Source organism: Paraburkholderia dioscoreae, assembly GCF_902459535.1.
Taxonomy (GTDB): Bacteria; Pseudomonadota; Gammaproteobacteria; order Burkholderiales; family Burkholderiaceae; genus Paraburkholderia; species Paraburkholderia dioscoreae.
Genome location: NZ_LR699553.1, coordinates 1,155,321 through 1,176,512, shown reverse-complemented (window position 1 = coordinate 1,176,512; position 21,192 = coordinate 1,155,321). Strand labels below are relative to the sequence as shown.

The 21,192-nt window shown below is 58.9% G+C and carries 17 protein-coding genes and 1 pseudogene; 13 read left to right on the top strand and 5 right to left on the bottom strand.

Annotation, left to right across the window (positions count from 1 at the left end):
* The first annotated feature begins 35 nt into the window (after nt 1–35).
* Nucleotides 36–1,727, top strand: a complete 1,692-nt coding sequence (locus PDMSB3_RS05280) for a sensor domain-containing diguanylate cyclase (protein WP_007175812.1) — start codon at nt 36–38, stop codon at nt 1,725–1,727.
* Nucleotides 1,728–1,922: 195 nt separating this feature from the next.
* Nucleotides 1,923–2,189: a double-stranded DNA-specific endonuclease gene (locus PDMSB3_RS05275; RefSeq protein ID WP_007175813.1), complete on the top strand. Its 267-nt coding sequence runs from the start codon at nt 1,923–1,925 to the stop codon at nt 2,187–2,189.
* An 86-nt stretch (nt 2,190–2,275) separates the two neighbouring features.
* Here the strand turns inward: PDMSB3_RS05275 and PDMSB3_RS05270 are convergent, their stop codons facing one another.
* Nucleotides 2,276–3,595: an ATP-binding protein gene (locus PDMSB3_RS05270; RefSeq protein WP_007175814.1), complete on the bottom strand. Its 1,320-nt coding sequence runs from the start codon at nt 3,593–3,595 to the stop codon at nt 2,276–2,278.
* A complete protein-coding gene (locus PDMSB3_RS05265) occupies nt 3,579–4,304 on the bottom strand; it encodes a response regulator (protein WP_012432166.1) in 726 nt (241 codons plus the stop codon). The genes PDMSB3_RS05270 and PDMSB3_RS05265 overlap by 17 nt, the downstream gene beginning before the upstream one ends.
* 221 nt (nt 4,305–4,525) lie before the next feature.
* Between PDMSB3_RS05265 and PDMSB3_RS05260 the strand changes: the two genes are divergently transcribed.
* On the top strand, nt 4,526–5,053 hold the full coding sequence (locus PDMSB3_RS05260; protein ID WP_165185332.1) for a periplasmic heavy metal sensor: 528 nt from the start codon (nt 4,526–4,528) through the stop codon (nt 5,051–5,053).
* 166 nt (nt 5,054–5,219) lie between these two features.
* Here PDMSB3_RS05260 and PDMSB3_RS05255 read toward each other — a convergent pair whose 3' ends face one another.
* Nucleotides 5,220–5,930 carry a pirin family protein gene (locus PDMSB3_RS05255; protein WP_165185331.1) on the bottom strand — a complete coding sequence of 237 codons (711 nt, stop codon included), beginning with the start codon at nt 5,928–5,930 and terminating at the stop codon, nt 5,220–5,222.
* Between the two features lie 693 nt (nt 5,931–6,623).
* Here PDMSB3_RS05255 and PDMSB3_RS05250 point away from each other — a divergent pair.
* The 4 genes from PDMSB3_RS05250 to PDMSB3_RS05235 all read left to right on the top strand — a co-directional run bounded on the left by PDMSB3_RS05250 (nt 6,624) and on the right by PDMSB3_RS05235 (nt 10,591).
* Nucleotides 6,624–7,313 carry an ABC transporter permease gene (locus PDMSB3_RS05250; protein WP_007175818.1) on the top strand — a complete coding sequence of 230 codons (690 nt, stop codon included), beginning with the start codon at nt 6,624–6,626 and terminating at the stop codon, nt 7,311–7,313.
* Nucleotides 7,310–8,023: an ABC transporter permease gene (locus tag PDMSB3_RS05245; protein WP_007175819.1), complete on the top strand. Its 714-nt coding sequence runs from the start codon at nt 7,310–7,312 to the stop codon at nt 8,021–8,023. Before PDMSB3_RS05250 ends, PDMSB3_RS05245 begins: the two co-directional genes overlap by 4 nt.
* A 46-nt stretch (nt 8,024–8,069) precedes the next feature.
* Complete coding sequence (locus tag PDMSB3_RS05240; protein WP_007175820.1) at nt 8,070–8,849, top strand: ABC transporter ATP-binding protein; 780 nt, start codon at nt 8,070–8,072, stop codon at nt 8,847–8,849.
* Nucleotides 8,850–9,439: 590 nt separating this feature from the next.
* On the top strand, nt 9,440–10,591 hold the full coding sequence (locus PDMSB3_RS05235) for a porin (protein WP_007175821.1): 1,152 nt from the start codon (nt 9,440–9,442) through the stop codon (nt 10,589–10,591).
* Between the two features lie 256 nt (nt 10,592–10,847).
* Here PDMSB3_RS05235 and PDMSB3_RS05230 read toward each other — a convergent pair whose 3' ends face one another.
* Nucleotides 10,848–11,186 (bottom strand): P-II family nitrogen regulator, encoded by a 339-nt coding sequence (locus PDMSB3_RS05230; RefSeq protein WP_007175822.1) that lies wholly within the window; start codon nt 11,184–11,186, stop codon nt 10,848–10,850.
* 136 nt (nt 11,187–11,322) lie between these two features.
* Nucleotides 11,323–13,023, bottom strand: coding sequence for an NAD+ synthase (locus tag PDMSB3_RS05225; protein WP_165185330.1), 1,701 nt, complete (start codon nt 13,021–13,023; stop codon nt 11,323–11,325).
* 133 nt (nt 13,024–13,156) lie between these two features.
* On the opposite strand from PDMSB3_RS05225, the pseudogene PDMSB3_RS05220 reads away from it, so the two are divergent.
* The 6 genes and pseudogenes from PDMSB3_RS05220 to PDMSB3_RS05195 all read left to right on the top strand — a co-directional run.
* Nucleotides 13,157–13,423 (top strand): annotated as a pseudogene (locus PDMSB3_RS05220) (peptidogalycan biosysnthesis protein); the annotation flags it as partial.
* A gap of 311 nt (nt 13,424–13,734) precedes the next feature.
* Nucleotides 13,735–15,696 carry a hypothetical protein gene (locus tag PDMSB3_RS05215; protein WP_165185326.1) on the top strand — a complete coding sequence of 654 codons (1,962 nt, stop codon included), beginning with the start codon at nt 13,735–13,737 and terminating at the stop codon, nt 15,694–15,696.
* A 550-nt stretch (nt 15,697–16,246) separates the two neighbouring features.
* Nucleotides 16,247–18,073 carry a hypothetical protein gene (locus PDMSB3_RS05210; protein WP_165185323.1) on the top strand — a complete coding sequence of 609 codons (1,827 nt, stop codon included), beginning with the start codon at nt 16,247–16,249 and terminating at the stop codon, nt 18,071–18,073.
* Complete coding sequence (locus PDMSB3_RS05205) at nt 18,066–18,692, top strand: hypothetical protein (RefSeq protein WP_165185320.1); 627 nt, start codon at nt 18,066–18,068, stop codon at nt 18,690–18,692. Before PDMSB3_RS05210 ends, PDMSB3_RS05205 begins: the two co-directional genes overlap by 8 nt.
* Entirely contained in the window at nt 18,689–19,084 is a 396-nt protein-coding gene (locus tag PDMSB3_RS05200) for a hypothetical protein (protein ID WP_165185317.1), read from the top strand. The genes PDMSB3_RS05205 and PDMSB3_RS05200 overlap by 4 nt, the downstream gene beginning before the upstream one ends.
* A gap of 6 nt (nt 19,085–19,090) precedes the next feature.
* Nucleotides 19,091–21,190 carry a helix-hairpin-helix domain-containing protein gene (locus PDMSB3_RS05195; RefSeq protein ID WP_165185314.1) on the top strand — a complete coding sequence of 700 codons (2,100 nt, stop codon included), beginning with the start codon at nt 19,091–19,093 and terminating at the stop codon, nt 21,188–21,190.
* Nucleotides 21,191–21,192 lie beyond the last annotated feature (2 nt).

Sequence of the window (21,192 nt, the reverse complement as noted above, 5' to 3'; positions counted from 1 at the left end):
AGTTGCATGTCACAGCCAGACGGATCACAGAGTCGATGAACAGGACAACCTTGCGCCAGGCAACCGGGCCGGTCAGCTTCATGCTGGTCGTACTGGTTTGCTGGTTCGTGGCCGGCATGGTTGCGGACCGGATGGTACAGCAAGAGCTGAACGCGGCCCTGCGTGCGCAGCGCCAGATGTCCACGTCGATCGTCGACAACATGGCGGAGGTGATCGCCAGCGATCTCGCAATGTCTCGGGCCATCCCCGCGACCATGGCCGAAATGGACGTGATCCAGCGTGCCCTGGTGCAATCCCAGAATTATGCCGTGAACAGCGAAGCGACGGAACCCGCCCTGCGCGCCGCATTGCTCAAAGACACGAAGATGGCCGCCGTGAGCAACTTCCTGCACGACGCGCAAGGTTTCTCCGGGCTTGACCAGATCTGGCTCGTCAATGCGAACGGCGTCTGTGTCGCATCGAGCAACTCCGCCAATAATCCGCTCGCGGCCAGGCGCTCCTTCGTCGGCACCGACATGCGCGTGCGCAGCTATCTGACGAACGCGCTGCTCGGCGCGTTCTCCGAAGCCTATGGCGTGGGCCGCACGAGCGGCGAGCCGGGCATCTTCATCGCCGCGCCGGCGTATTCGGAAGGTCTGCTGGTCGGCGTGGTCGTCGCCAAGGTCGGGATCGCGCGGCTGCGCCACTGGGTCGCGCATGCCGGCACCTTCGTGACCGACGAGAACGGCGTCATCATCATGGCGCACGACAGCACGCTCGAAGGCCGCGCGCTGCCGAACTCACGCGTCATGCAGATGAACCCCGCCGAGCGCAAGGTCATCTATCTGCGCGAGACATTCCCCGACATCCAGATCAGCGTGGACTCGCAAGTGCGCGAACAGGCGCCGTGGGTACCCACCGCTGTGGCCGGACAGCTGTTCGGCATGTCCGAGCGCCCCGTGCCGTCGCTCTATCAGGCGCGCGGGGGCCTGAACTCAGGGCTGTCGGCGCATCTGGTCGATCCGCTCGCAGCCTGGCCGGAACTGCTGCGCAATCACAAGCGCGATCATCTGCTGGTGTTCCTGACGCTGGCCGGCACGGTCGCGCTGGCCTGGGTGATCACCGTGTCGTATGTGCGCGAGCGGCGCCACCATCGCGCCACTCGCGATCTTGCCGAGCAACTGCAATCCGCCAATACGCTGCTATCCGCCGAAGCCCGTCACGACGCGCTGACCGGTGCGCTGTCGCGGCGCTACTTCCTCGATCTGCTGCGCCATGAGATCGAACGCGCGCGTGTGAGCAACGAACCGTTGTGCATGGCGATCGCCGACCTCGACCACTTCAAGCAGATCAACGACCGCTTCGGCCACGCCGCGGGCGACCGCGCGCTCGAACATTTCGTCGACACCTGCCGCGCCGAGTTGCGCGGCGCCGATGCGATCGGCCGGCTCGGCGGCGAAGAATTCGGGCTGCTGCTGCCGGCCACGGACCTGGCCGGCGGCCGCGAAGTCGTCGAGCGGCTGCGGCTGCGTCTGAAAGCGATGCCTTCGCCGAAGCTGCCCGCTTCCGTGGGCTTGAGCGTGAGCATCGGCATCACCGAACTCTCCGCCGACGACCTGCCCGAACGGATCATGAGCCGCGCCGACACCGCGCTTTACGCGGCGAAATCAGGCGGCCGCGACCGCACCGAAGCCCTGCCGCCCGACGACACCGCGCCGCCCGCCCGCACGGTGGCCAACGTCTGGTAACGCTCCCGCCGGCGGCTGGCCGCCGGCGTCTCGACGCGCACGCAAGTTAAGCGCGCTACTGAGCACGCCACCGGGCACGCAATGTCAGCACGCACGCTGACGCAGCGCAAGACCCGCCCTCGGGCATCCCGTAACGAAGCAGGTATGATCGACCCTGATATCAAGGTTGCCGCTACCGCTCTAACGGAGATTCGCATGAAGGGAAATCTGGTCATCGTCTGTCGCGATCAGGATGCTGACGCGTTCGACCATCTGCTGGCCGAATATGGTGCGTTCCAGACGCGCCTGTCGTCCACCGCGTGGTATCTGAAACTGGATGTGGCGCCGGAACTGATTCAGGAGGAGATCCTGGCGCGTCTCGGCAAATACACCACGCATTACATTTTCGAAGCCGAAACGGTAACGTGGAATACCGTGGATAGCGACGCGGCGAATGCGCTAAATACGCTGTTTTCAGACTAGCGCGCCGCCGCCTGGCCGCGCCGCCGGATCTTGCGTCCGGGTCTCAGGGCGCGGTGCAGACTGCTGGAGCCGGCGCCGCGCTCCGATCATGACCACGCGCTTTCCGAGGTGGCCGCGACGCGCGGCAACACGTCGAACGGAAAGCTCATCAAGACGCGCAAGCCCCGCCCGCCGTGGTTGCCGATCTCCCACTCCCCACCCGCACGCCGCACCAGCCGCTCGACAATGGCGAGCCCGAGGCCGCTATGGCCGTTGCCGCCGCGCGCCGGATCGAGCCGCACGAACGGCCGGCTGGCGTTGATCAGGTCCTGAGCCGCAATGCCGCCGCCGCTGTCGCTCACCGACAAGGTGAAGCCTTGCGGGGTCCGCGCCGTGGCGACGACGATTGGCGGCGCGCCGTACGCATGCGCATTGTCGAGCAGGTTCGACAGAATCCGGTCGAGCGTGGCGGCGGGCAACAGGAACGCCGGCCCCGCGTCGAGTTCGGTCTGCACGGTAGGTGTGCCGGAAGCCACCGCGCGATAACTGCGCACCACCCGCTCGCACTGCGCGTCCACTTCGACCGCCTCGCTGCGATCGGCGCCGTCGTGCGCGAATACCAGAAACTGGTCGACGATATGCGTCATGGAATCGACGTCGCGCACCACGCCGTCGCGCATCTTCACTTCCTCCATCATCTCGGCGCGCAGCCGCAGACGCGCGAGCGGCGTTTTCAGATCGTGTGCGACACCCGCCAGCATCACGGCGCGGTCGTTCTCCGTGCGCGCCACTTCCTGGACCATCTGGTTGAAACCGTGTGTCAACTGACGCAACTCGCGCGGGCCGCGCTCCGGCACCGGCGGCACCGGCAGACCGCGCCCGAAGCGCGCCACCGCCTGGGCAAGCGAGCGCAATGGCTGCTGCAGCGCCCACGCGGCAAAGAGCGCCGCCATGACCGCGAACGAGAAAATGATGGCAAGCCACAACACCGTGCGGTCGAGCGAGCGCGGCGTGCGCAACGGCTGCACCGGCACGACGATCCAGCTGCGATCCGACGTGGCGCGCACCCAGAGCGTGGGCGGACGGCCCGGCAGGCCGACGCGCACCTGTGTGCCGGACGGCATGCGGTCGCGCACGTCTTCGACGAAACGCTCCATTGGCGGCGGCATGTCAGCGGTTTCCGGCGGCACTTCCGGGCTCGCCGGATCGACCAGCTTCACGCGTGACGGCAACGGCTGATCCGGCGTTCGGGCCACATGCTGGCGCACCGCGTCGACGAGGAAGGTGGCTTCTTCGACCGCGTAGCGCGTTTGCAGTTGACTGCGCTCGAGGCGCATGAGCGCGTACCACGCGAAATGCGACAGCAGCAATACCGCGACGACTAGCAGCGCCAGCCGCCCGAACAGCGAATCAATGGGCCGGCGCATGCTGTTCGCCGTCGGGCACGAACACGTAGCCGCGGCCGCGCACCGTTTGAATGAAGCGCGGCGTGGACGGGTCGGTTTCGAGAATGCGGCGCAAACGCCAGACCTGTACGTCGATACCGCGGTCGGTGCCGTCGTACTCCGGACCGTGCAGCAGTTCGAGCAGGCGCTCGCGCGTGAGCGTGCGCATGGGGTGATTGACGAAGATCTTCAGCAATGCGAATTCGCTGCCCGACAACGTGAGCGGCTTGTCTTCCAGATGCAGCGTGCGCGACTGGAAGTCCAGCGTGAAGCGGCCGAAGTTGAACGGCTCGCGCTGCTCCGGCGCTGCCGCCGACGGCAGCGTGCGGCGTCGGCGCAGCACGGCCTGCACGCGCGCCAGCAGCTCGCGCGGATTGAACGGCTTGCCGAGGTAGTCGTCCGCGCCGAGTTCCAGCCCGACAATGCGGTCGACGTCGTCCGCCCGCGCCGTGAGCATGATCACGGGAATGTCGTCGCCCGACGCGCGCAGCTTGCGCAGCGCCGTGAGCCCGTCGACACCCGGCATCATCAGATCGAGCACGATCAGATCCGGGCGCTCGCGTTCGAGGCGGCGCTCGAGCGAGCCCGCGTCGTGCAGCACCGAAACCTCGATACCCTGGCGGGCCAGATAGTCGCGCAGCAGATCGCGCAATTCGACGTCGTCGTCGACAACAAGTATTTGAGTAGCCATGAGATGAAGTTTAACGCGCAGCGAGAAGGGTTTTCGATTTCAAACGGCCCCCAAGGGTTACCGGGTGTTACGGTGAAAGCCACACGTAATGTCCCGTAACAGCCGCGTCCAGCCACGTAACACAGCGAACGGCGCAGTTCTCTACGCTGTGTCTTACCGAATGCAGGCCGCCCACTTCGAACCGGTTGCTTCGTCGGCTATTCCATTACAGGGAGTCTCATATGTCCACCAAAAAGATGTCGCGCGTTCTCGCCGTTGCCGCCACTGCTCTCGCCATCGGCGCGGGCGCTGCCTATGCCGCACAACCCGCCGAGCACGGCGGCCCCGGCGGCTGGCACGGCCACTTCATGAAGCAACTGACGCAACTGCACGACCAGCTGAAGCTGAACGCGGATCAGGAAAAGCAGTGGCAAGCCGCGCTGGATACCATGAAGCAGAACCATGAGGCCATGCGCGCCAACCATGAGCAGATCAAGAACCAGTTCAAGGCCGAGCAGCAACAGCCGATCCTGGATCTGAACGCAATGGCCGCCGCGCACCAGCAGGTCGAGCAGAAAGACGCGCAACTGCGTCAGCAGACTTCGGACGCCTGGCTCAAGTTCTACAACGGCCTGAACGACCAGCAGAAGACCACCGTCAGCACGGCGCTCAAGCAGCGCTTTGCGAAGATGGAGTCGCGTCACGAGAAGATGCATGAGCGCTGGGAGCATCGCAAGGGCGCAGCGTCGGCGCCGGCTGCCAATCAGTAAGCGGCGCGGACAGGCAGCAGGCAGCTTGCGCGGCCGCCTGCCTTGCCGGATGCAAAAACGCCACGGAGGTTTCCTTCCGTGGCGTTTTTTTTGTTACACGGCGTGCTCGTTGCGCGTTCAACCTTTCCTTCGGAAACAACGAAACACGTCGCTGGCGAATTCCGGCCTAGCCGTTGAGCTGGCCCAGATCGAACAGCAGCACTTCAGCGTTCTCACCGTTCTCCAGCTTTACCGTCTCCGTGTCGCTGAGTTTGGCGGCGTCGCCCGCATGGAGCGCCTCGCCGTTTACCGTCACGGCGCCGCGCGCCACATGCACATACGCGAGCCGTCCTTTGGGCAGCGCGAACGTGGCCGTTTCCGCGCCGTCGATCAGCGCCGCGTAAATCGACGCATCCGCATGGATCGTCACCGAGCCGTCGCGGCCATCGGGCGAAGCGATCACCCGCAAACGGCCGCGCTTGTCGGCGGCGTCGAAGCGTTTTTCCTCATAGCCCGGCTGGTCGCCCGCGCGTTGCGGAATCACCCAGATCTGCAACAGATGCGTGGGTTCATCCTGCGACGCGTTGAACTCGCTGTGCTGCACGCCCGTGCCGGCGCTCATGCGCTGCACGTCGCCGGGACGGATGGTCGAGCCGTTGCCCATGCTGTCACGGTGAGCCAGCGCCCCTTCGAGCACATAGGTGACGATTTCCATGTCGCGATGGCCGTGCGTGCCGAAGCCCTGGCCGCCGGCAATCCGGTCTTCGTTGATGACCCGCAGCGGGCCGAAATGGACGTGCTGGGGATCGCGATAGGCGGCAAACGAGAAGCTGTGATACGAGTCGAGCCAGCCGTGGTTGGCGCGGCCGCGTTCCTGCGAGCGGCGAATCTCGAACATGATGGTGGGGCTCCCGGTGAATAAATAGCGATGCAGGGAATGTATGGGCACGGGTTGCGCAAGACAATCGGCACAGGCGCACCGGATCGTTTCATCAATCACCGCAATCACACCGCAATCGCGGTCATGCGCCGGCAGGAACGCGACGGCGTCGCGCTCGCACAACGTCCTCGCATGGCAGTTTGCCGCTGGAATCCTGCCGGACTGGCGCCTCGTCCACGTTCGGGTAAAATACCGCCCTTTTCGAGATTGCCTGGGCGCCGAAGGCGCGCCGGCGGGCTCGTCACGGGGAAGCGCGATGGATTGGTGGCGCGTTTCAGAGAGGCGCCAGGCTGCGTCGATGCATCGAATGGACGCGCCTTGCGCCGAAGCGGAAACCCCGAGCGGCGTGACAATTTTGACCGCCTAGAATAGCGACGGCCGGCCACCGGGCGCGGCGCCCACGAAACCGGGGGCTCGCCCGCATGGGCTTTCGCGAGGCTTCGTAATACAGTCGGCAGTAGATTCACAAGCAGTTTCACGACAAGAGTCGAAAAGCGCGCTGCAGGACCGGCAACGGCCATGCAGTCATGATTTGCACAGCGGTGCGCTGTGCGCCGCAGGTCACAGCGAGCCACAAGCTCGCGGCAAACGCGGCGCAGAGTTGGCCGCGTCTTTCGCGGTGTGTCGCAAGCACATCGTCAAGGACCCCCTATGTTCCTTCAAGGCTACGGCCCGCTGCTCCTCAACGGCACCTGGCAAACCGTCAAACTGGCGGTGTTGTCGCTGGCGTTCGCTTTCGTGCTGGGCCTGCTCGGCGCGGCGGCGAAACTGTCGAAAAACCGCATCTCGAACGGCGTAGGCACCGTCTACACCACGCTCGTGCGCGGCGTGCCCGATCTGGTGCTGATGCTGCTGCTGTTCTATAGCATCCAGATCTGGCTGAACAACCTGACCGATCTGCTCGGCTGGGACCAGATCGACATCGATCCGTTCGTGGCCGGCGTCGCGGTGCTCGGCTTCATTTACGGCGCGTACTTCACCGAGACCTTCCGCGGCGCGTTTCTCGCGGTGCCGCGCGGCCAGCTCGAAGCCGGCGCGGCTTACGGCATGACCGGCTGGCAGGTGTTCTCGCGCGTGATGTTCCCGCAGATGATGCGCTTCGCGCTGCCCGGCATCGGCAATAACTGGCAGGTGATGGTCAAGGCCACGGCGCTGGTGTCGATCATCGGCCTCGCGGACGTCGTCAAGGCCTCGCAGGATGCGGGCAAGGGGACGCTGCGGTTCTTCTTCTTCACCCTGTTCGCAGGGGCGATCTATCTCGTCATCACCACAGTGTCCAACTTCGTGCTGATGTACCTCGACAAGCGTTACTCGACCGGCGTGCGAAAGGCGGATCTATGATCGAGATCATTCAGGAATACTGGCGCAATTATCTTTATACCGACGGCTACCGCTTCACCGGCCTCGCGATCACGCTGTGGCTGCTGGTGGTGTCGATCGGGCTCGGCTTCTGCCTGTCGATTCCGCTCGCGGTAGCGCGCGTGTCCAAGAAGAAGTGGCTCGCCGGCCTGGTGTGGCTGTATACGTATATCTTCCGCGGCACACCGCTGTATGTGCAGTTGCTGCTCTGCTACACCGGCTTGTACAGCCTCGAGATCATTCGCAATCACGAACTCACCAACGCGTTTTTCCGCGACGGCATGCATTGCACGCTGCTCGCCTTCACGCTGAACACCTGCGCGTACACCACGGAGATTTTCGCCGGCGCGATCAGGGCGACGCCGTATGGCGAAATCGAAGCGGCACGCGCTTATGGCATGTCGTCGTTCACGCTGTACCGGCGCGTGATTCTGCCGTCGGCATTGCGCCGCGCATTGCCCTACTACAGCAATGAAGTGATCCTGATGCTGCATGCCACCACCGTTGCATTTACCGCGACCGTGCCGGACATCCTCAAGATTGCGCGCGACGTGAACTCCGCGACGTATCAGTCGTTCAATGCATTCGGCATCGCTGCCGTGCTCTATCTGTGCATCTCTTTCGCGCTCGTGTGGCTGTTCCGCTGCGCCGAGCGCCGCTGGCTCGCTTACCTGCGGCCGCAAGGCAAGTAACCCGGGGCACCGCGCCCTCAGCAAGTAAGCACGCCCAAGGATCCTGATGAACACCAAGAAGCAGAAGCTCTTCGTCGACGAGCTTCACAAACAGTACGGCGACAACGAAGTTCTCAAAGGCGTCTCGCTCAAAGCCAACGCCGGCGACGTGATCAGCGTGATCGGCTCGTCCGGTTCGGGCAAGAGCACGATGCTTCGCTGCATCAACTTTCTCGAACAGCCGAACTCAGGGCGCATCTTCGTCGACGGTGAAGAAGTGCGCACGCAGATCGGCAAGAACGGCGCGCTGCGCGTGTCGGACCCGAAGCAGTTGCAGCGCGTGCGCACCCGGCTGTCGATGGTGTTCCAGCACTTCAACCTGTGGGCGCATATGAACGTGCTCGAGAACATCATCGAGGCACCTGTGAACGTGCTGGGTCTGAAGCGCAAGGAAGCCGAAGAGCGCGCGCGTGAATATCTGGAAAAGGTCGGCCTCGCGCCGCGCCTCGAAAAGCAGTATCCGTCGCATCTGTCGGGCGGCCAGCAGCAGCGCGTGGCGATTGCCCGTGCGCTCGCCATGAACCCGGACGTGATGCTGTTCGACGAGCCGACTTCCGCGCTCGACCCCGAACTGGTCGGCGAAGTGCTGAAGGTCATGCAGAAGCTCGCCGAAGAAGGCCGCACGATGATAGTCGTCACGCATGAAATGGCATTCGCGCGCAACGTATCGAATCACGTGATGTTTCTGCATCAAGGCCGGGTGGAAGAAGAAGGCCATCCCGACGAAGTATTCAGGAACACGAAGAGCGAACGACTCAAGCAATTCCTCTCCGGAAGCCTCAAATAGAGACCCCCTGACAACCCGCTATTTGGGCTGTAGTCAAAGTAGTATTACAAGGCGCTTACGAGCGCCTTTTTTGTTTCGGTCAACTGCACATTCCGGCGATTTCGGCCGCGAAAACTGTGTCCCGCCACCCTCCAGCCCCCACCTTTCCGCCTTACTCTGCCGCATCTTAAGCGTCAATAGTGGCAATCCTTAACGTTACTCGCGCCGAACCGTGATTCCCTTGTCGTATAAGGGTTTGCGCGTTTTTTGCACGCGTTGCCGCGGGCGGTCGCGCACATTCTTATTGCAATTTGGAGACATCAAACGAGGCAGGTACTAATTTCTTCTCCCACTGAAGGGTATTTTTGATAAATTAGTAACCAAAGTAGCAAAACAAAGTTGATTAAAAGTAGTTTCACTTCAAAGCACAGAGGAGAACCGGTCGGCGAGGGATCGGCATGGCGACCAGATAGCCTCAAGGCTACACGTCACGGCAGGAGACCCAATCCACCCGCTAATCTCCCTGGTACCGATTTCTGTTCGGCGCAGCTTGCGGCCGAGCACCATTCGCAGTACTGGGTTTCACTTTTTGACAGGGTATGGAGGAGAAGATGAAGAAAGCTTTGCTCGCCGCTGCGCTGATGACAGCCGGTGTTGTTGCGCACGCCCAAAGCAGCGTGACGCTGTACGGCCGCCTTGACGCCGGTATCGAATACATGACGGGCGTTCCGCAAGGCGTGGGTGCGAATGGTCAGGCAACTGGCAGCACGAACCGCTGGCGCGCGGAAAGCGGCGACTGGGGTACCAGCCTGTGGGGCTTGAAGGGCGTTGAGGACATCGGTGGCGGCAACAAGGTCCTGTTCCAGTTGGAAGGCTCCTTCAACACCATGACGGGTGCAGGCCCTGGCGGCGGCGGTCTCTTCAATCGTTGGGCAACTGTCGGCCTGTCGAACGACCAGTACGGTACGTTCACGATGGGCCGCATGCTCTTCATCTCGAACGGCGATTGGGACTTCGACCCGTTCGGTCAATCCAACTGGTCGTCGGCATCGCTGGTGCGTGGCCGCAACTGGCCGCAATCGAGCAACAACTTCGCGTACCAGTCGCCGAAGATCGCAGGCTTTGACTTCTACGGCCAATACGCGCTGTCGAATGCAACGAGCTGGAACGGCAACGGCACCACTCCGCAAGGTCGTGAAGCCGGCGCGCAGATCACCTATACGAATTCGCTGTTCCAGGTTCGCGGCATGTACGACGAAATCCGCAATCCGACGAACGGTACGCTGTACGGCCCGAACGCAAGCGCGGTCAATCCGGGCAACATCGGCAGCGGCGTATTCGCGGCATCGCGTGAATACTCGGCGTTCGTGAACGTGTTCCTCGGCCAGTTCAAGATTCAGGGCGCTTACCAGGCTATCCGTTCGGCAGGTGCAACGGGCGTTCTGCCGGGCCAGCCGACCACGCTCGATCACGAATGGGGCGGTGTGACGTGGCAAGCAACGCCGGCTGCAGCGCTGATCGCAGCGGTCTACCACGTGAATGGCAACAATGGCGCAGGCAACGCGACGATCTACACGGTCGGCGGTTCGTACAACCTGTCCAAGCGCACGCTGCTGGACATCCAGGTCGCGACGACGCAAAACAGCAAGACGGCTAACTACGGCCTGAACGCGAACAATGCAGGTACGGCAACCAGCACGGACAACCCGCTGCCGGGTCATAGCCAGACTGGCGTGTACGCAGGCATTCAACACTCGTTCTAATCGAACGGTGGCCCTTGGGGAGAGTTCCTTAGGGGCCTGGTCACAAGTTCTTCAAAGAGAATCTTTTTCACGCTGCTGCGAGAGGCGCGTATCGGTGCGATGTCCGAAAGGGTATCGCACCGTTTTTTATTTGAGCGCACGGTTTTGCCACTGCCCGAGCGCACCGCGGCGGTGCAGTCACGGACCGCGTTGTGCGTCTGAGCAGTCGGTAAATTCTGGCACCCGCCCCTGCTTCAGGATGACGAAGCCAGGTACTTCAGACCGCTGCTTCGTTTTCTTCGCCGGTACGAATGCGGATCACGCGCTCCACGTCCGCGACGAAAATCTTGCCGTCGCCGATCTTGCCGGTGCGTGCCGCGCCGATGATCGCGTCGATCACCTGGTCGCACTGGATATCCGCCACCACCACTTCGATCTTCACTTTCGGCAGAAAGTCGACCACGTACTCTGCACCACGATAGAGCTCGGTATGCCCCTTCTGCCGACCGAAGCCCTTGACCTCGGTGACGGTCAACCCCGTGAGGCCGACTTCAGCGAGCGCCTCGCGCACTTCGTCGAGTTTGAACGGTTTGATGACTGCAGTGATGCGCTTCATGGCGGACCTCGTCTCGTGTCTGGAAGAGTGAAAGGGAAATGGATGATTTTTATTCTACGCCGCACCGGATGCGTTGCGGCAATCCGGCGCGTGGTTCAGTTGGGTCCGCAGCGATTCGCTGCGGATGCGCCGCAGTTCACTCCACCGGCTCGGTGTAGCGCGACGTGATCGGATAACGCCAGTCGCGCCCGAACGCGCGATGCGTGACGCGAATGCCAATCGGCGCCTGACGCCGTTTGTACTCGTTGATCTTGATGAGGCGCGTGACGCGTTTGACGTCTTCGACCGCGTAGCCCGCCGCGATGATATCGGCGAGCGAGCGGTCCTCTTCCATGTACATGCGCATGATCGCGTCGAGCACTTCGTACGGCGGCAAGCTGTCCTGATCGGTCTGGTTCTCGCGCAGTTCCGCCGACGGCGCGCGCGTCAGGATCCGTTCGGGAATGACGTCCTGCTTGCCGAAGGTGGTCGCCTGGTTGCGGTAGTGACAGAGCCGGTAGACCAGCGTCTTCGCAATGTCCTTGATGACCGCGAAGCCGCCGGCCATGTCGCCGTACAACGTGCAGTAGCCCACGGCCATTTCGCTCTTGTTGCCGGTGGTCAGCACGATCGCGCCGAACTTGTTCGAGAGCGCCATCAGCAAGGTGCCGCGAATCCGTGCCTGAATGTTTTCTTCGGTGGCGTCTTCGGCGCGACCGGCGAATTCTTCCGCGAGCGAGCCCCGGAACGCGTCGAACATCGGCGCGATCGCGATTTCGTCGTAGCGCACGCCGACGCGGCGCGCCATCTCGGCGGCGTCGGTCGTGGAAATGTCCGCCGTGTAGCGCGACGGCATCATCACCGCGCGCACGCGGTCAGCGCCGAGCGCGTCGCACGCGACGGCCAGCACCAGCGCCGAATCCACGCCGCCCGAGAGGCCGATCAGCGCGCCGGGGAAACCATTCTTGTTGATGTAGTCGCGCACGCCCATGACGAGCGCCGCATAAACCTGAGCCTCGATCGAGAGATCCGGCGCGATCGCCGTGCGCAGCGGCTTGCCGTTTTCGAATTCGACGATCGCGGTCGCCTCTTCGAACTGCGCCATCTTGGCGACCAGCTCGCCCTGCGCGTCGAGCACGAACGAGCCGCCGTCGAACACCAGTTCGTCCTGCGCGCCGACCATGTTCACGTAGACCATCGGCAGGCCGGTCTCGCGAATCCGCGCGCGCAGAATGTCGAAGCGCACCACTTCCTTGTTCAGGTGATACGGCGAGCCGTTCGGAATCAGCACGACTTGCGCGCCCGCCGCCTTCGCCATTTGCGCCGCCGACGCATGCCATGCGTCCTCGCAGATCACCACGCCGTACTTCACGCCGTCGAGTTCGAACACGAACGGCTGCGGGTCGGACGCGAAGTAGCGCTTCTCGTCGAACACCTCGGTGTTGGGCAGATCCTGCTTGCGATAGGTGCCGCGCACTTCTCCGTCGACGATCAGCGAAGCCGCGTTGAACGTATCGACCGGCGGCACGCCGCGCTCGATCGGCGCGTTTGCATTACCATGGCCGTGCGCCGCGGTGTGAGTCACATCGCGCAACGGATGGCCGACAATGACATGCAACCCGGTGAACGGCTTGAGTTGCGCAGCGAGGTCGGCCAGCGCCGCCGCGCTCGCGGCATAGAACGCGGGACGCAGCAGCAGATCTTCGGGCGGATAGCCGGAGAGCGCGAGTTCAGGCGCGATCAGCAGCTTCGCACCATCGTTGTGCGCGGCGCGGGCGGCGGCGACAATCTTTTCGACGTTGCCGGCGAAGTCGCCGACGGTGACATTGATTTGGGCAAGAGCGATTCGGGTCTTCATGGCAGGATCGACAGGCAAGCCGACGTGGCTTGCGAGTACCGCGGCTGGTTAGCTCGACGGAATGGACAAATCGGATAAACGATCGGCATGGCGCTCAACGCGCTGCGCCGCTCATTGGGAACAGTCACACAGATTGAACCAGGAACGCTTTGATTATCGCACGGGCATTCTGGCGTCGCCCTCCGAGGTGGACGCCGCCGAATGGAACGCCCTTCTCGCGCAGCAGCCGCAACCCACGCCGTTTCTGCGGCACGAGTTTCTGAGCGCCCTGCATGCGACCCGCTGCGCGGTCGCCGATACCGGCTGGGCGCCGCAATTCGTCACACTGACGGACCCGCGCACGGACAAACTCGTGGCCGCCGCGCCCGTGTATCTGAAGGGCCACTCGTACGGCGAGTACGAATAGATATGTACTATAGTAAGGCGTGACCAACCGAGCGAGCGACTGCAAATCGTTGATTTATATGAAGTATATTTCAATACATGCCTTCGAACGCACTTGGACATGCACCGGTCTTTGCGAAACACGCAAGCCAGTGCGCTCAGTCGGCTTCCATCAGTTGATTGAACGTGGCTTTGTGCCGCCGTCCTCGGGGGATTCCAAACGGTCTGGTTCGGCAAGACTTCTCAACTTCTCCGCCGTTCGGGCGACCCAGTGCCGCTCCAAGGTGCCTTTCCGGGTAGGTCAATAACTAACCGCATAGGTCAGCAATGGACGTCGACGCCGACTCACCACTTCAGCACACCGTGACGCCCACCGGGGTCCTGATGCTGACCAGAGCGCGCGACACCGGACGCAGCATTGCCCGAGCCCCTGTCCTCATCGACTTCGACGAATTAGGCATAGCTCGCGGAGGATTACTCGAGACAGCACTGCTCGCAACAGAATGCCCCATCGGAAGGGCGACGTTGAACTGCTTGCGCCGCGTGCTAAATCTAGCGCCGCTTCCTTTAAAGCTTACTCAGCTACTCGGTACCAAAATACACGAACTAGGCTCCGCCGATATATTAGAGATTTTCGGCTTGATTGAAGATGTGCTGGCAAGGAGAAATACCAAATCACTGTACACCGACTCTGTTAATGCCCGCTCAATCCTTAAGAATTGCAACCTCCCCCTTAAAGACAATCGATATATTAGTAATTTCAAATTCTCCTCCCGCTTCCCAATACCACCTCGCGGAGTCATATCTCTATGGAGCGAATTTCACGTACCGGACAGTACAGATGCAGACCTCCGGACGCCTATTTCTCAACAAGACTTCAATAGCATTGAAGAGAGAAACAAAAATGCATACAAAAAAATTGAAAAAACGAAAGCCTTGCTTATTTCAAAATGCAAAGAAACTCTAGACGCACACGAATCACTCGTACGACTTCTTTTGGAAACAAAGTATCGGAACGCCCCTGCACTGGATAAACGTTCAAAGAAGTCCTTAGAGCGCGGAAATATTCCGTGCATGAAGAAAGAAGTTTATGAAAAAATGACCGAGGAAGATAGATTGTGGATAATATGTGACGCCATAGAGCGTTTTCAAATCTATAACAATCTAACCGCGCGAACTCTTCGACTGTCGGGGATAACAGCGCTCTACCCTCTCGTAGCAACTACCAAATCGTCTCATGAACTGCTGGCTGCAGCACTTTCAGATTACTATTTGCCACGACTAGCCGTTACCGCCTGCTCGATACTACTCACGCTAGAAAGCACCTGGAACGCTGACACACTCTACTCACTGACCCGCGCCGACATCCAAACAACAAAATCCGGCTTTCATCTGACTGGGTTGAAAGGCAGAGGAAATCAGCCTCAAGATTTCAAATTAGAACAAGACGATTCGCTTGAAGCCGAACTTGAAATCCTGGCCCGCGAATCTGAAGATGTTGAAATTACAGACAGCGAAGCAGTAAGGGCATTAAAACTGCTATTGGCAAATCAAGAGCGCATAAAAATATTTACTGAAATTGAAAAAGCGCACCTTTTTTCATCCTTGAGACTCGGCAAGCATTCTGAATCTATTTTTGTTTATGCGGTTCAGGATACAGCGATTCTCGAATTTTGCAAACACCATAATCTTCCTCGGCTATCCCTCAAAGACATTCGAACCATTGGAGCGCACGCTGCATATTTGCGGCCCAATGGTGGAATACATTTAGCAAATGCTCTCCTCCGACACAGAAGTCTAGCAACGACAAGCGATTATCTTCGGTCCAGCATCATCAATGCACTTTGCGACGCGAATATATTGAGATTCATGAAAAAGCTACAAGCGTCCATTCTTTTCTCTTGTGGCCGAGAAGACATCTTAATATCCAAAAATATTTCCAATGATTTTATTGACAAAGACCTCCTTTTTCCGATTAGCCCGTTTCAAAGCGAAGGCGAGCAATCACTCATCGATAAGTGGCTAGACGCCAGCGGCGAAATGAAGCTGGAAATTGGAGTAATCGAGATTCATCATTGCGCAGCGCAATACGCCTTCTATCGCGACAACTTTGGCGAACTTTCGACGGCCTCGCCTGAGCGCTTTATCAAACGTCATCTCCCGCGAATCGTTACCTGCGTAGCCCTTCGGAATGTTATCCGGGGAAGCACTCACTCCGCATTGTTGATGCAACTTGAGGAGAAGTATCGTGAACCATGGCCCTTCGTCGCAAACCCGCTCAACGGATAGCGGCAAACCCGATTCTGATGGGTTCGCCTGCGACGTCAGTCACCGAGACCCTATGGTCGACGTTGACCTAAACGCGGCCTTACAGCCGTCCGAGGTGGGCCAAGGCAGGTCCAATTGGTCGAGCATACGAAAACATAGCAGATACCTTTCGGATTGGGAGGAAGACGTTCTGCGCATCAACGTAGCCCATCATAGTGCACGGGACCCTAAGATAATTCGAGTCGACCTTCGCGCAATCTGGCTCGATTGCGGTGGTGTGGGCATATACGAGGGCCCCGTCCCCTTAACGCACTTTCGAAATCTTAAAGACGTTGTCAAGTACGCCGTCAATCAATGCGTCTCGAAGCATCACAAAGGCGAGGTCGCCAGCGCCGTCGGCCCCCTTGTGCGGACGCTAACTCGCATTTTCATTTGGATGTTGCGCAACGGTTTCTACAACCTACACGACGTTACGCCGCCAGCAGTCGACCGCCTGATAATTAGATTATCGGTTCAATCCTGGGAGCGAGTGCTCCATCACGGTCGTAGTTTGGTTCTTCTCTTGCAACGAATGAAGGACACCCCCGGTCTTGCCGCAGAGTTCACGGGCGCAGGCCATCTTGCCGAGTACACCCTAAATTTAGACAAGGTTGAACAAACGATAGGAATTCCTCGACCGTGGGTCGGGTATCCGCTTTGGTTTCGACGCCGGGTAAGACTCCTCTCCGGCGACAGACGACGTCCTCCGAAAAAGGTTGGTCGGCGCAAGGCGCCAGAGCGCTACTCTGAGCTTGCAAAGACCATGTACGCGCTCAACTACTTGGCGGCACATACGGACGGCGCGGATTGTCTTAATTTCCTACCGTGCCCTGGGGTAACTGCTCAAGCTGAACGTCTCGCTCCCTACGCGCCACAACGTTCTGCCGACATCGAAACCATTGACTATCTCAAGCTGCTGAACGAGAGCATCAAATGGTTATACGACCGGCGAGAAGCCTTCGTGGAGCTTCTCTCAGCTGCTCGCGAAGTGCTCGTGAAGTCGATGAAGGATTCGCCTTCTGTCGGCCCAGAGGCAATCAACCAAAGAGTCGCAGCGCACGTGGCTGCCTGCTACGCCCATCTGAATGTCGACGGTCTCTTTCCTTATCAAAGCATCGGACTAGCGCAGGGTGTTGAGTCTCTTTCCGGTTTGGTTACGACCGCGCAGAGTGCAATGTTTGTGCTTATCGCATCAAACCATGGTCGTCGGTCGAACGAGGTCATCGGTCACGGAGTTCCGTACGGTCTATCACTAAGTTCTCTCCGGAGTATCGGCAACGGTTTTGAGGAGTGGTCAATAGAGTTCTACGTCGAAAAGACCATTCAAGATTACGATGACTTCCCCTGCAATGACCTCGTCGCTGATGCGGTTTCATTCCTTATCGACATCTACCATGAACTGCGCGGGTTGGATGCGCCCCCAGTAATGGTCCCGTCCGATAGAGAGGAGGGGCGGCGCCACAAGCTTTTCACCAGTCGCCCTCTCACAGTACTTGGCTTGCGAGGGCAGCGTTTTGAATTTGGCTTGCGACAGAGCCTAAAGGAGTTCTTCCGGCTGGCGAACGTCGACTATTCGAAGTTCGCTCATCGACTGCTCCCGTATCGGCGTATGTTCTCTTGTCTGTTTATGCATCGATACGACTGTGCAGAATTACTAGCGCTCTCACGCCAGCATCGCCACTACTCTCCAGACCAGACCCTACCGTACTACACCGATGCTCCCAACGGAAAGACCACACCGAAGGTTCGAGTAGCCCTTGCGAGAAGAAAAGCCGAAGCCGCCAGTGTGCAACAGTCGATAGTCGAGGGACGTACCGCCTACCTCGCGGAAAAAGTGAAGGAGATGTTCGACGGGTCAACAGCTGGCGGATTTTTCCCACGATTGGTATTGCGCCTTGCCAAGCGCCTATCGGCTTCGGCCTCCTTTCGACTTGCGGACGTCAGGGACAAATCCAAAGTTGTTACTGACATCCTTCAGCACCGAGGCTACGAAGCCGACCCCTTACCACACTGCATTTGCATGGCCCGAAATCCAACTCACACGAAAAAAATGGGGAATTGCTTCAGGGAGGGCGAACTTCATAAGGAAGACGCTTCCCCCGAAAAATGTCACAGGTGCATCCACAACCTAAACAACGAAAATAATCTCGCCGTATTGGGTGCAGACGTGGAGGCATCGCTCGCTAAATCTGAGGACTTTCAACTACCTCCGGCAATTCGAGCGAGGCATGCGTCCCATGCAAAGAGGCTCGCAGACCTGATTTCACTGGAGCGCACTCTGAGCGAGGAAACGCGAGCTCAGTTTAGACTTCTAGAGGTCACATGGGTCCAAACATTCCAAGGAGATTCCCGTGAGTGACACTGGTCTGCCCTCGAACTCACCAGCGAGAATCCTCGCGACGAAGCACATCGAAGACAAGCTTAAGATATTGCAATTGTGGTCGTGTGATGGAATCCCATGGAAAACTGACGACTTAACAGGTCAAACTTGCCTAGATGAAAACGACGAAAAAGTGTTGGACTACTTTCCAACATACATCAAGGCATTCGCACTATGGGATGGAAGCCAAAATTGTCGTTCCGTTCGGGAACAACTTGGCTCCCTGCACCGCTGCAGCCGCACAACCCTCTCCCAAACGTATCACTCCACGCTAAACGACGAAATCGAACAGACGCTATCCAAACTGAAATCCAACTCCGTCAGTCAGATTGAGAATTCGAATAAGTCTCTGACAATTGAACGACAAAGTCAGGAAATTTCTCGGTTAGAAAAATTAATTTGCAGACAGGAATGCGATGTGGTCGAACTAACAATGCAACGACACGATGCTGTTAAAAAATTGCGAGATGAAAAGGACGCGCACAAACGAAACAGGGTTCAGTGGAAAGAAGAGAAAGCAGAGCTCGAAGCCAAGATTTCTGAGCTCACGAAAACGCTAAGGAAGCTGACTCCCTTGAAATCGAGAACTAGAAAATGATGAAGCGACTAAAGAATCGTAGCTCAACACAAGAGCGCGGACGAAACAATGCGGAACGGCTGCGCATCTGGGTCAAGCAAATGACGCCCGACCAAATTCCGCTCAATCAATTCGGAAAAGTCGCGCGCTCTCGCGTGTGTGAACAAGTAGGGATTCCTCCGTCCACGATTCGAACGAACTCTGCACTAAAAAAAATCTTTAAACAGCTCGATGCTAGCGTTCTCCTTTACGCCACCACAGCCACCACGAACTTAAAAAAAATACCTGATTCAGCTAACGAGACGGAGCGATTGCGTCTCGAAAACTCGGACCTTGCCCTCAAATTGAGCGACTCCGAACGACGGGTCTATGTACTGCAATACCTTGAGAACTTTGGCATCGTTGTAAGCTGAGGCGCAATGACCGAGCTAAAAAATTGTAGGGGAAATATCGTTCGACTGCTCTCCCATGGAGCCTTCGGAGGCGCAATTTCTGCGCTCGAATTGTCCCAATTTATTGGAACAAAACGCACAGGCGTCGTAGTGGTCGTTGCCGACGCCCCGCTTTTCCTGGAGCGACCGATAATTGGCGAATCGTGGAACATTAAAGGCCACTGGTTTGAAAGCCCTGTATACGGTCGACAATTCAAAGCAATCGAGGCTACGCGGTGCAAGCCGAGTGGCCTGGGTTTGGTTCATTTTCTCGGGAAAACCGGACTGTTCGGCGCGCTGACCGTACGAGATGCGCGTAATCTACGGAGGGGACACGGTACGTCATTGGTTGAAGCACTCGACCTTGGAGACGTTGAAATGTTGCGAGTCCACGGAATCCGGAGAGAAAAGTGCAAAGCGCTGGTTGAAGGCTGGTCACGCTACTGGTCGCTGGCGCAAATCAATGATTTGCTAGCACCTTACTGGATTCATCCGAGGGTTGCGACAAAACTCCACAACCTCTTCGGTGTCTCGGCGTATGGGCTGATTCTTGATAATCCGTACCGGCTAGCCCCTTTTCTAAAATGGAACGACCTCGAGCGGTTAGCTTCTACATTGAGTACGAAAACTCCTCCGGAAGTTCGTCTTATTGCTGCTTGCAACCATCTTCTCCTTGACATGCAGCGTCGCGGCAGAGTTTCAGTTCCATATTCGTATGTCATCGACCGCCTCTCAGTCCGTCTCGGTAGTAAATCTGCAGCCACTGCGGCGATAAAGAAAGCGGTCGCGGCTAAGGTCGCTTATGTTGCAATTGAAAGAGGTACACGACACCTTCACTCCGCAGGGGTCGAAATTATTCAGCGCGCGCTGTGCGCATCGCTCGTCACAACGCGAGCTTTGGTTGCCGTACCCGAAAAACAGGCTCAATCTGTTGAAATCATCAGCGCACCCTCTCTTACTATCGATTCTGCAATTTTGATTCTTGCTCAGAGCCATCGTTGTGTAGTCCATATTCTTGGAGTCGCGGACAGTGAGACCACGAGCCTCATCGCGCGGTTGGCACATGTTGCCGCTGCAGCAAGCGACGTGCTTCGGGATGCGGAGCCACATTTATCGTGTGAGGGCGCTGACGTCATTGTTCACGATGCCGACCAATTGAGCTTTGTTACACTGAACAAGCTGCTGCACCGGTTGCGCAACGCTTCCCGAATCAGAATGCTCGGGCGAGCACACGGCTATCCTGCTCAAACCGACGGACTCTCTGTCTTCGCAGACCTTGGAGTCAGTAACGTTCTATCGCTCGAGTCGCTGGCATCTTTTGCTAAGCCGGACATTATTGTGGGCAAGCCAGACTTCAAGCACATCGGCGTCCAAGCTTCGACCTTCGTCCCTCGCGTGCGGCCGACGTCTATCTACTGGCTCGAAACACCGCCAGCTCGCGAAGCGTCCGCGACCGCCGCCGCCTTCCGTGAGTGCGCGCACTTTGGCTCAGCGGTCCTGTTCACGACACACGCTGCTGAAGCTATAAGATGGAATATGCAGTTTCACAACGAGACAGCCGAATTGCGCGCAATGCAAGGCGAGCGTACGCACGTCGTCAAGATACAGAATCTGCAATCCGCCTCTGACGGCGACCCAATAGTGATGTTGAGGTCTGACCTTGAGCGTGGATTAATTGCCGGCACGCGAGGTGTGCTTTCGACGAGCGACAACGCCTCATACTTTCATCCATCACATGGTGACATCGCGTATGAGACGATTGATGTAGGAAATGTTGGGACGGTGACGGTCACTCCCGAACATCTGTCGAATTGTGCCCTTTCATACGCCGTACCGTTGCGGGCCCCCTTCCTTGGCTGCGTCGACTATGCCGTCATCGCCCTCGCCAGTGACCACGACCGAACACAGGCGCAACTGTTAATGTCGCGGGCCATCTCTCACGCCCGGAGAGGGGTGCTAGTCGTCAGTGAACAACGTCCAGAGTTCGAGTTCGATAAGGAGTTCCGAGAGCCGCCGCCAGGCGCCTCGATTGCCGGATTCCGTAGTATGCTGATTGCAGCGAGCGTGGCGCGCAGCACCTCGGAGTGAGC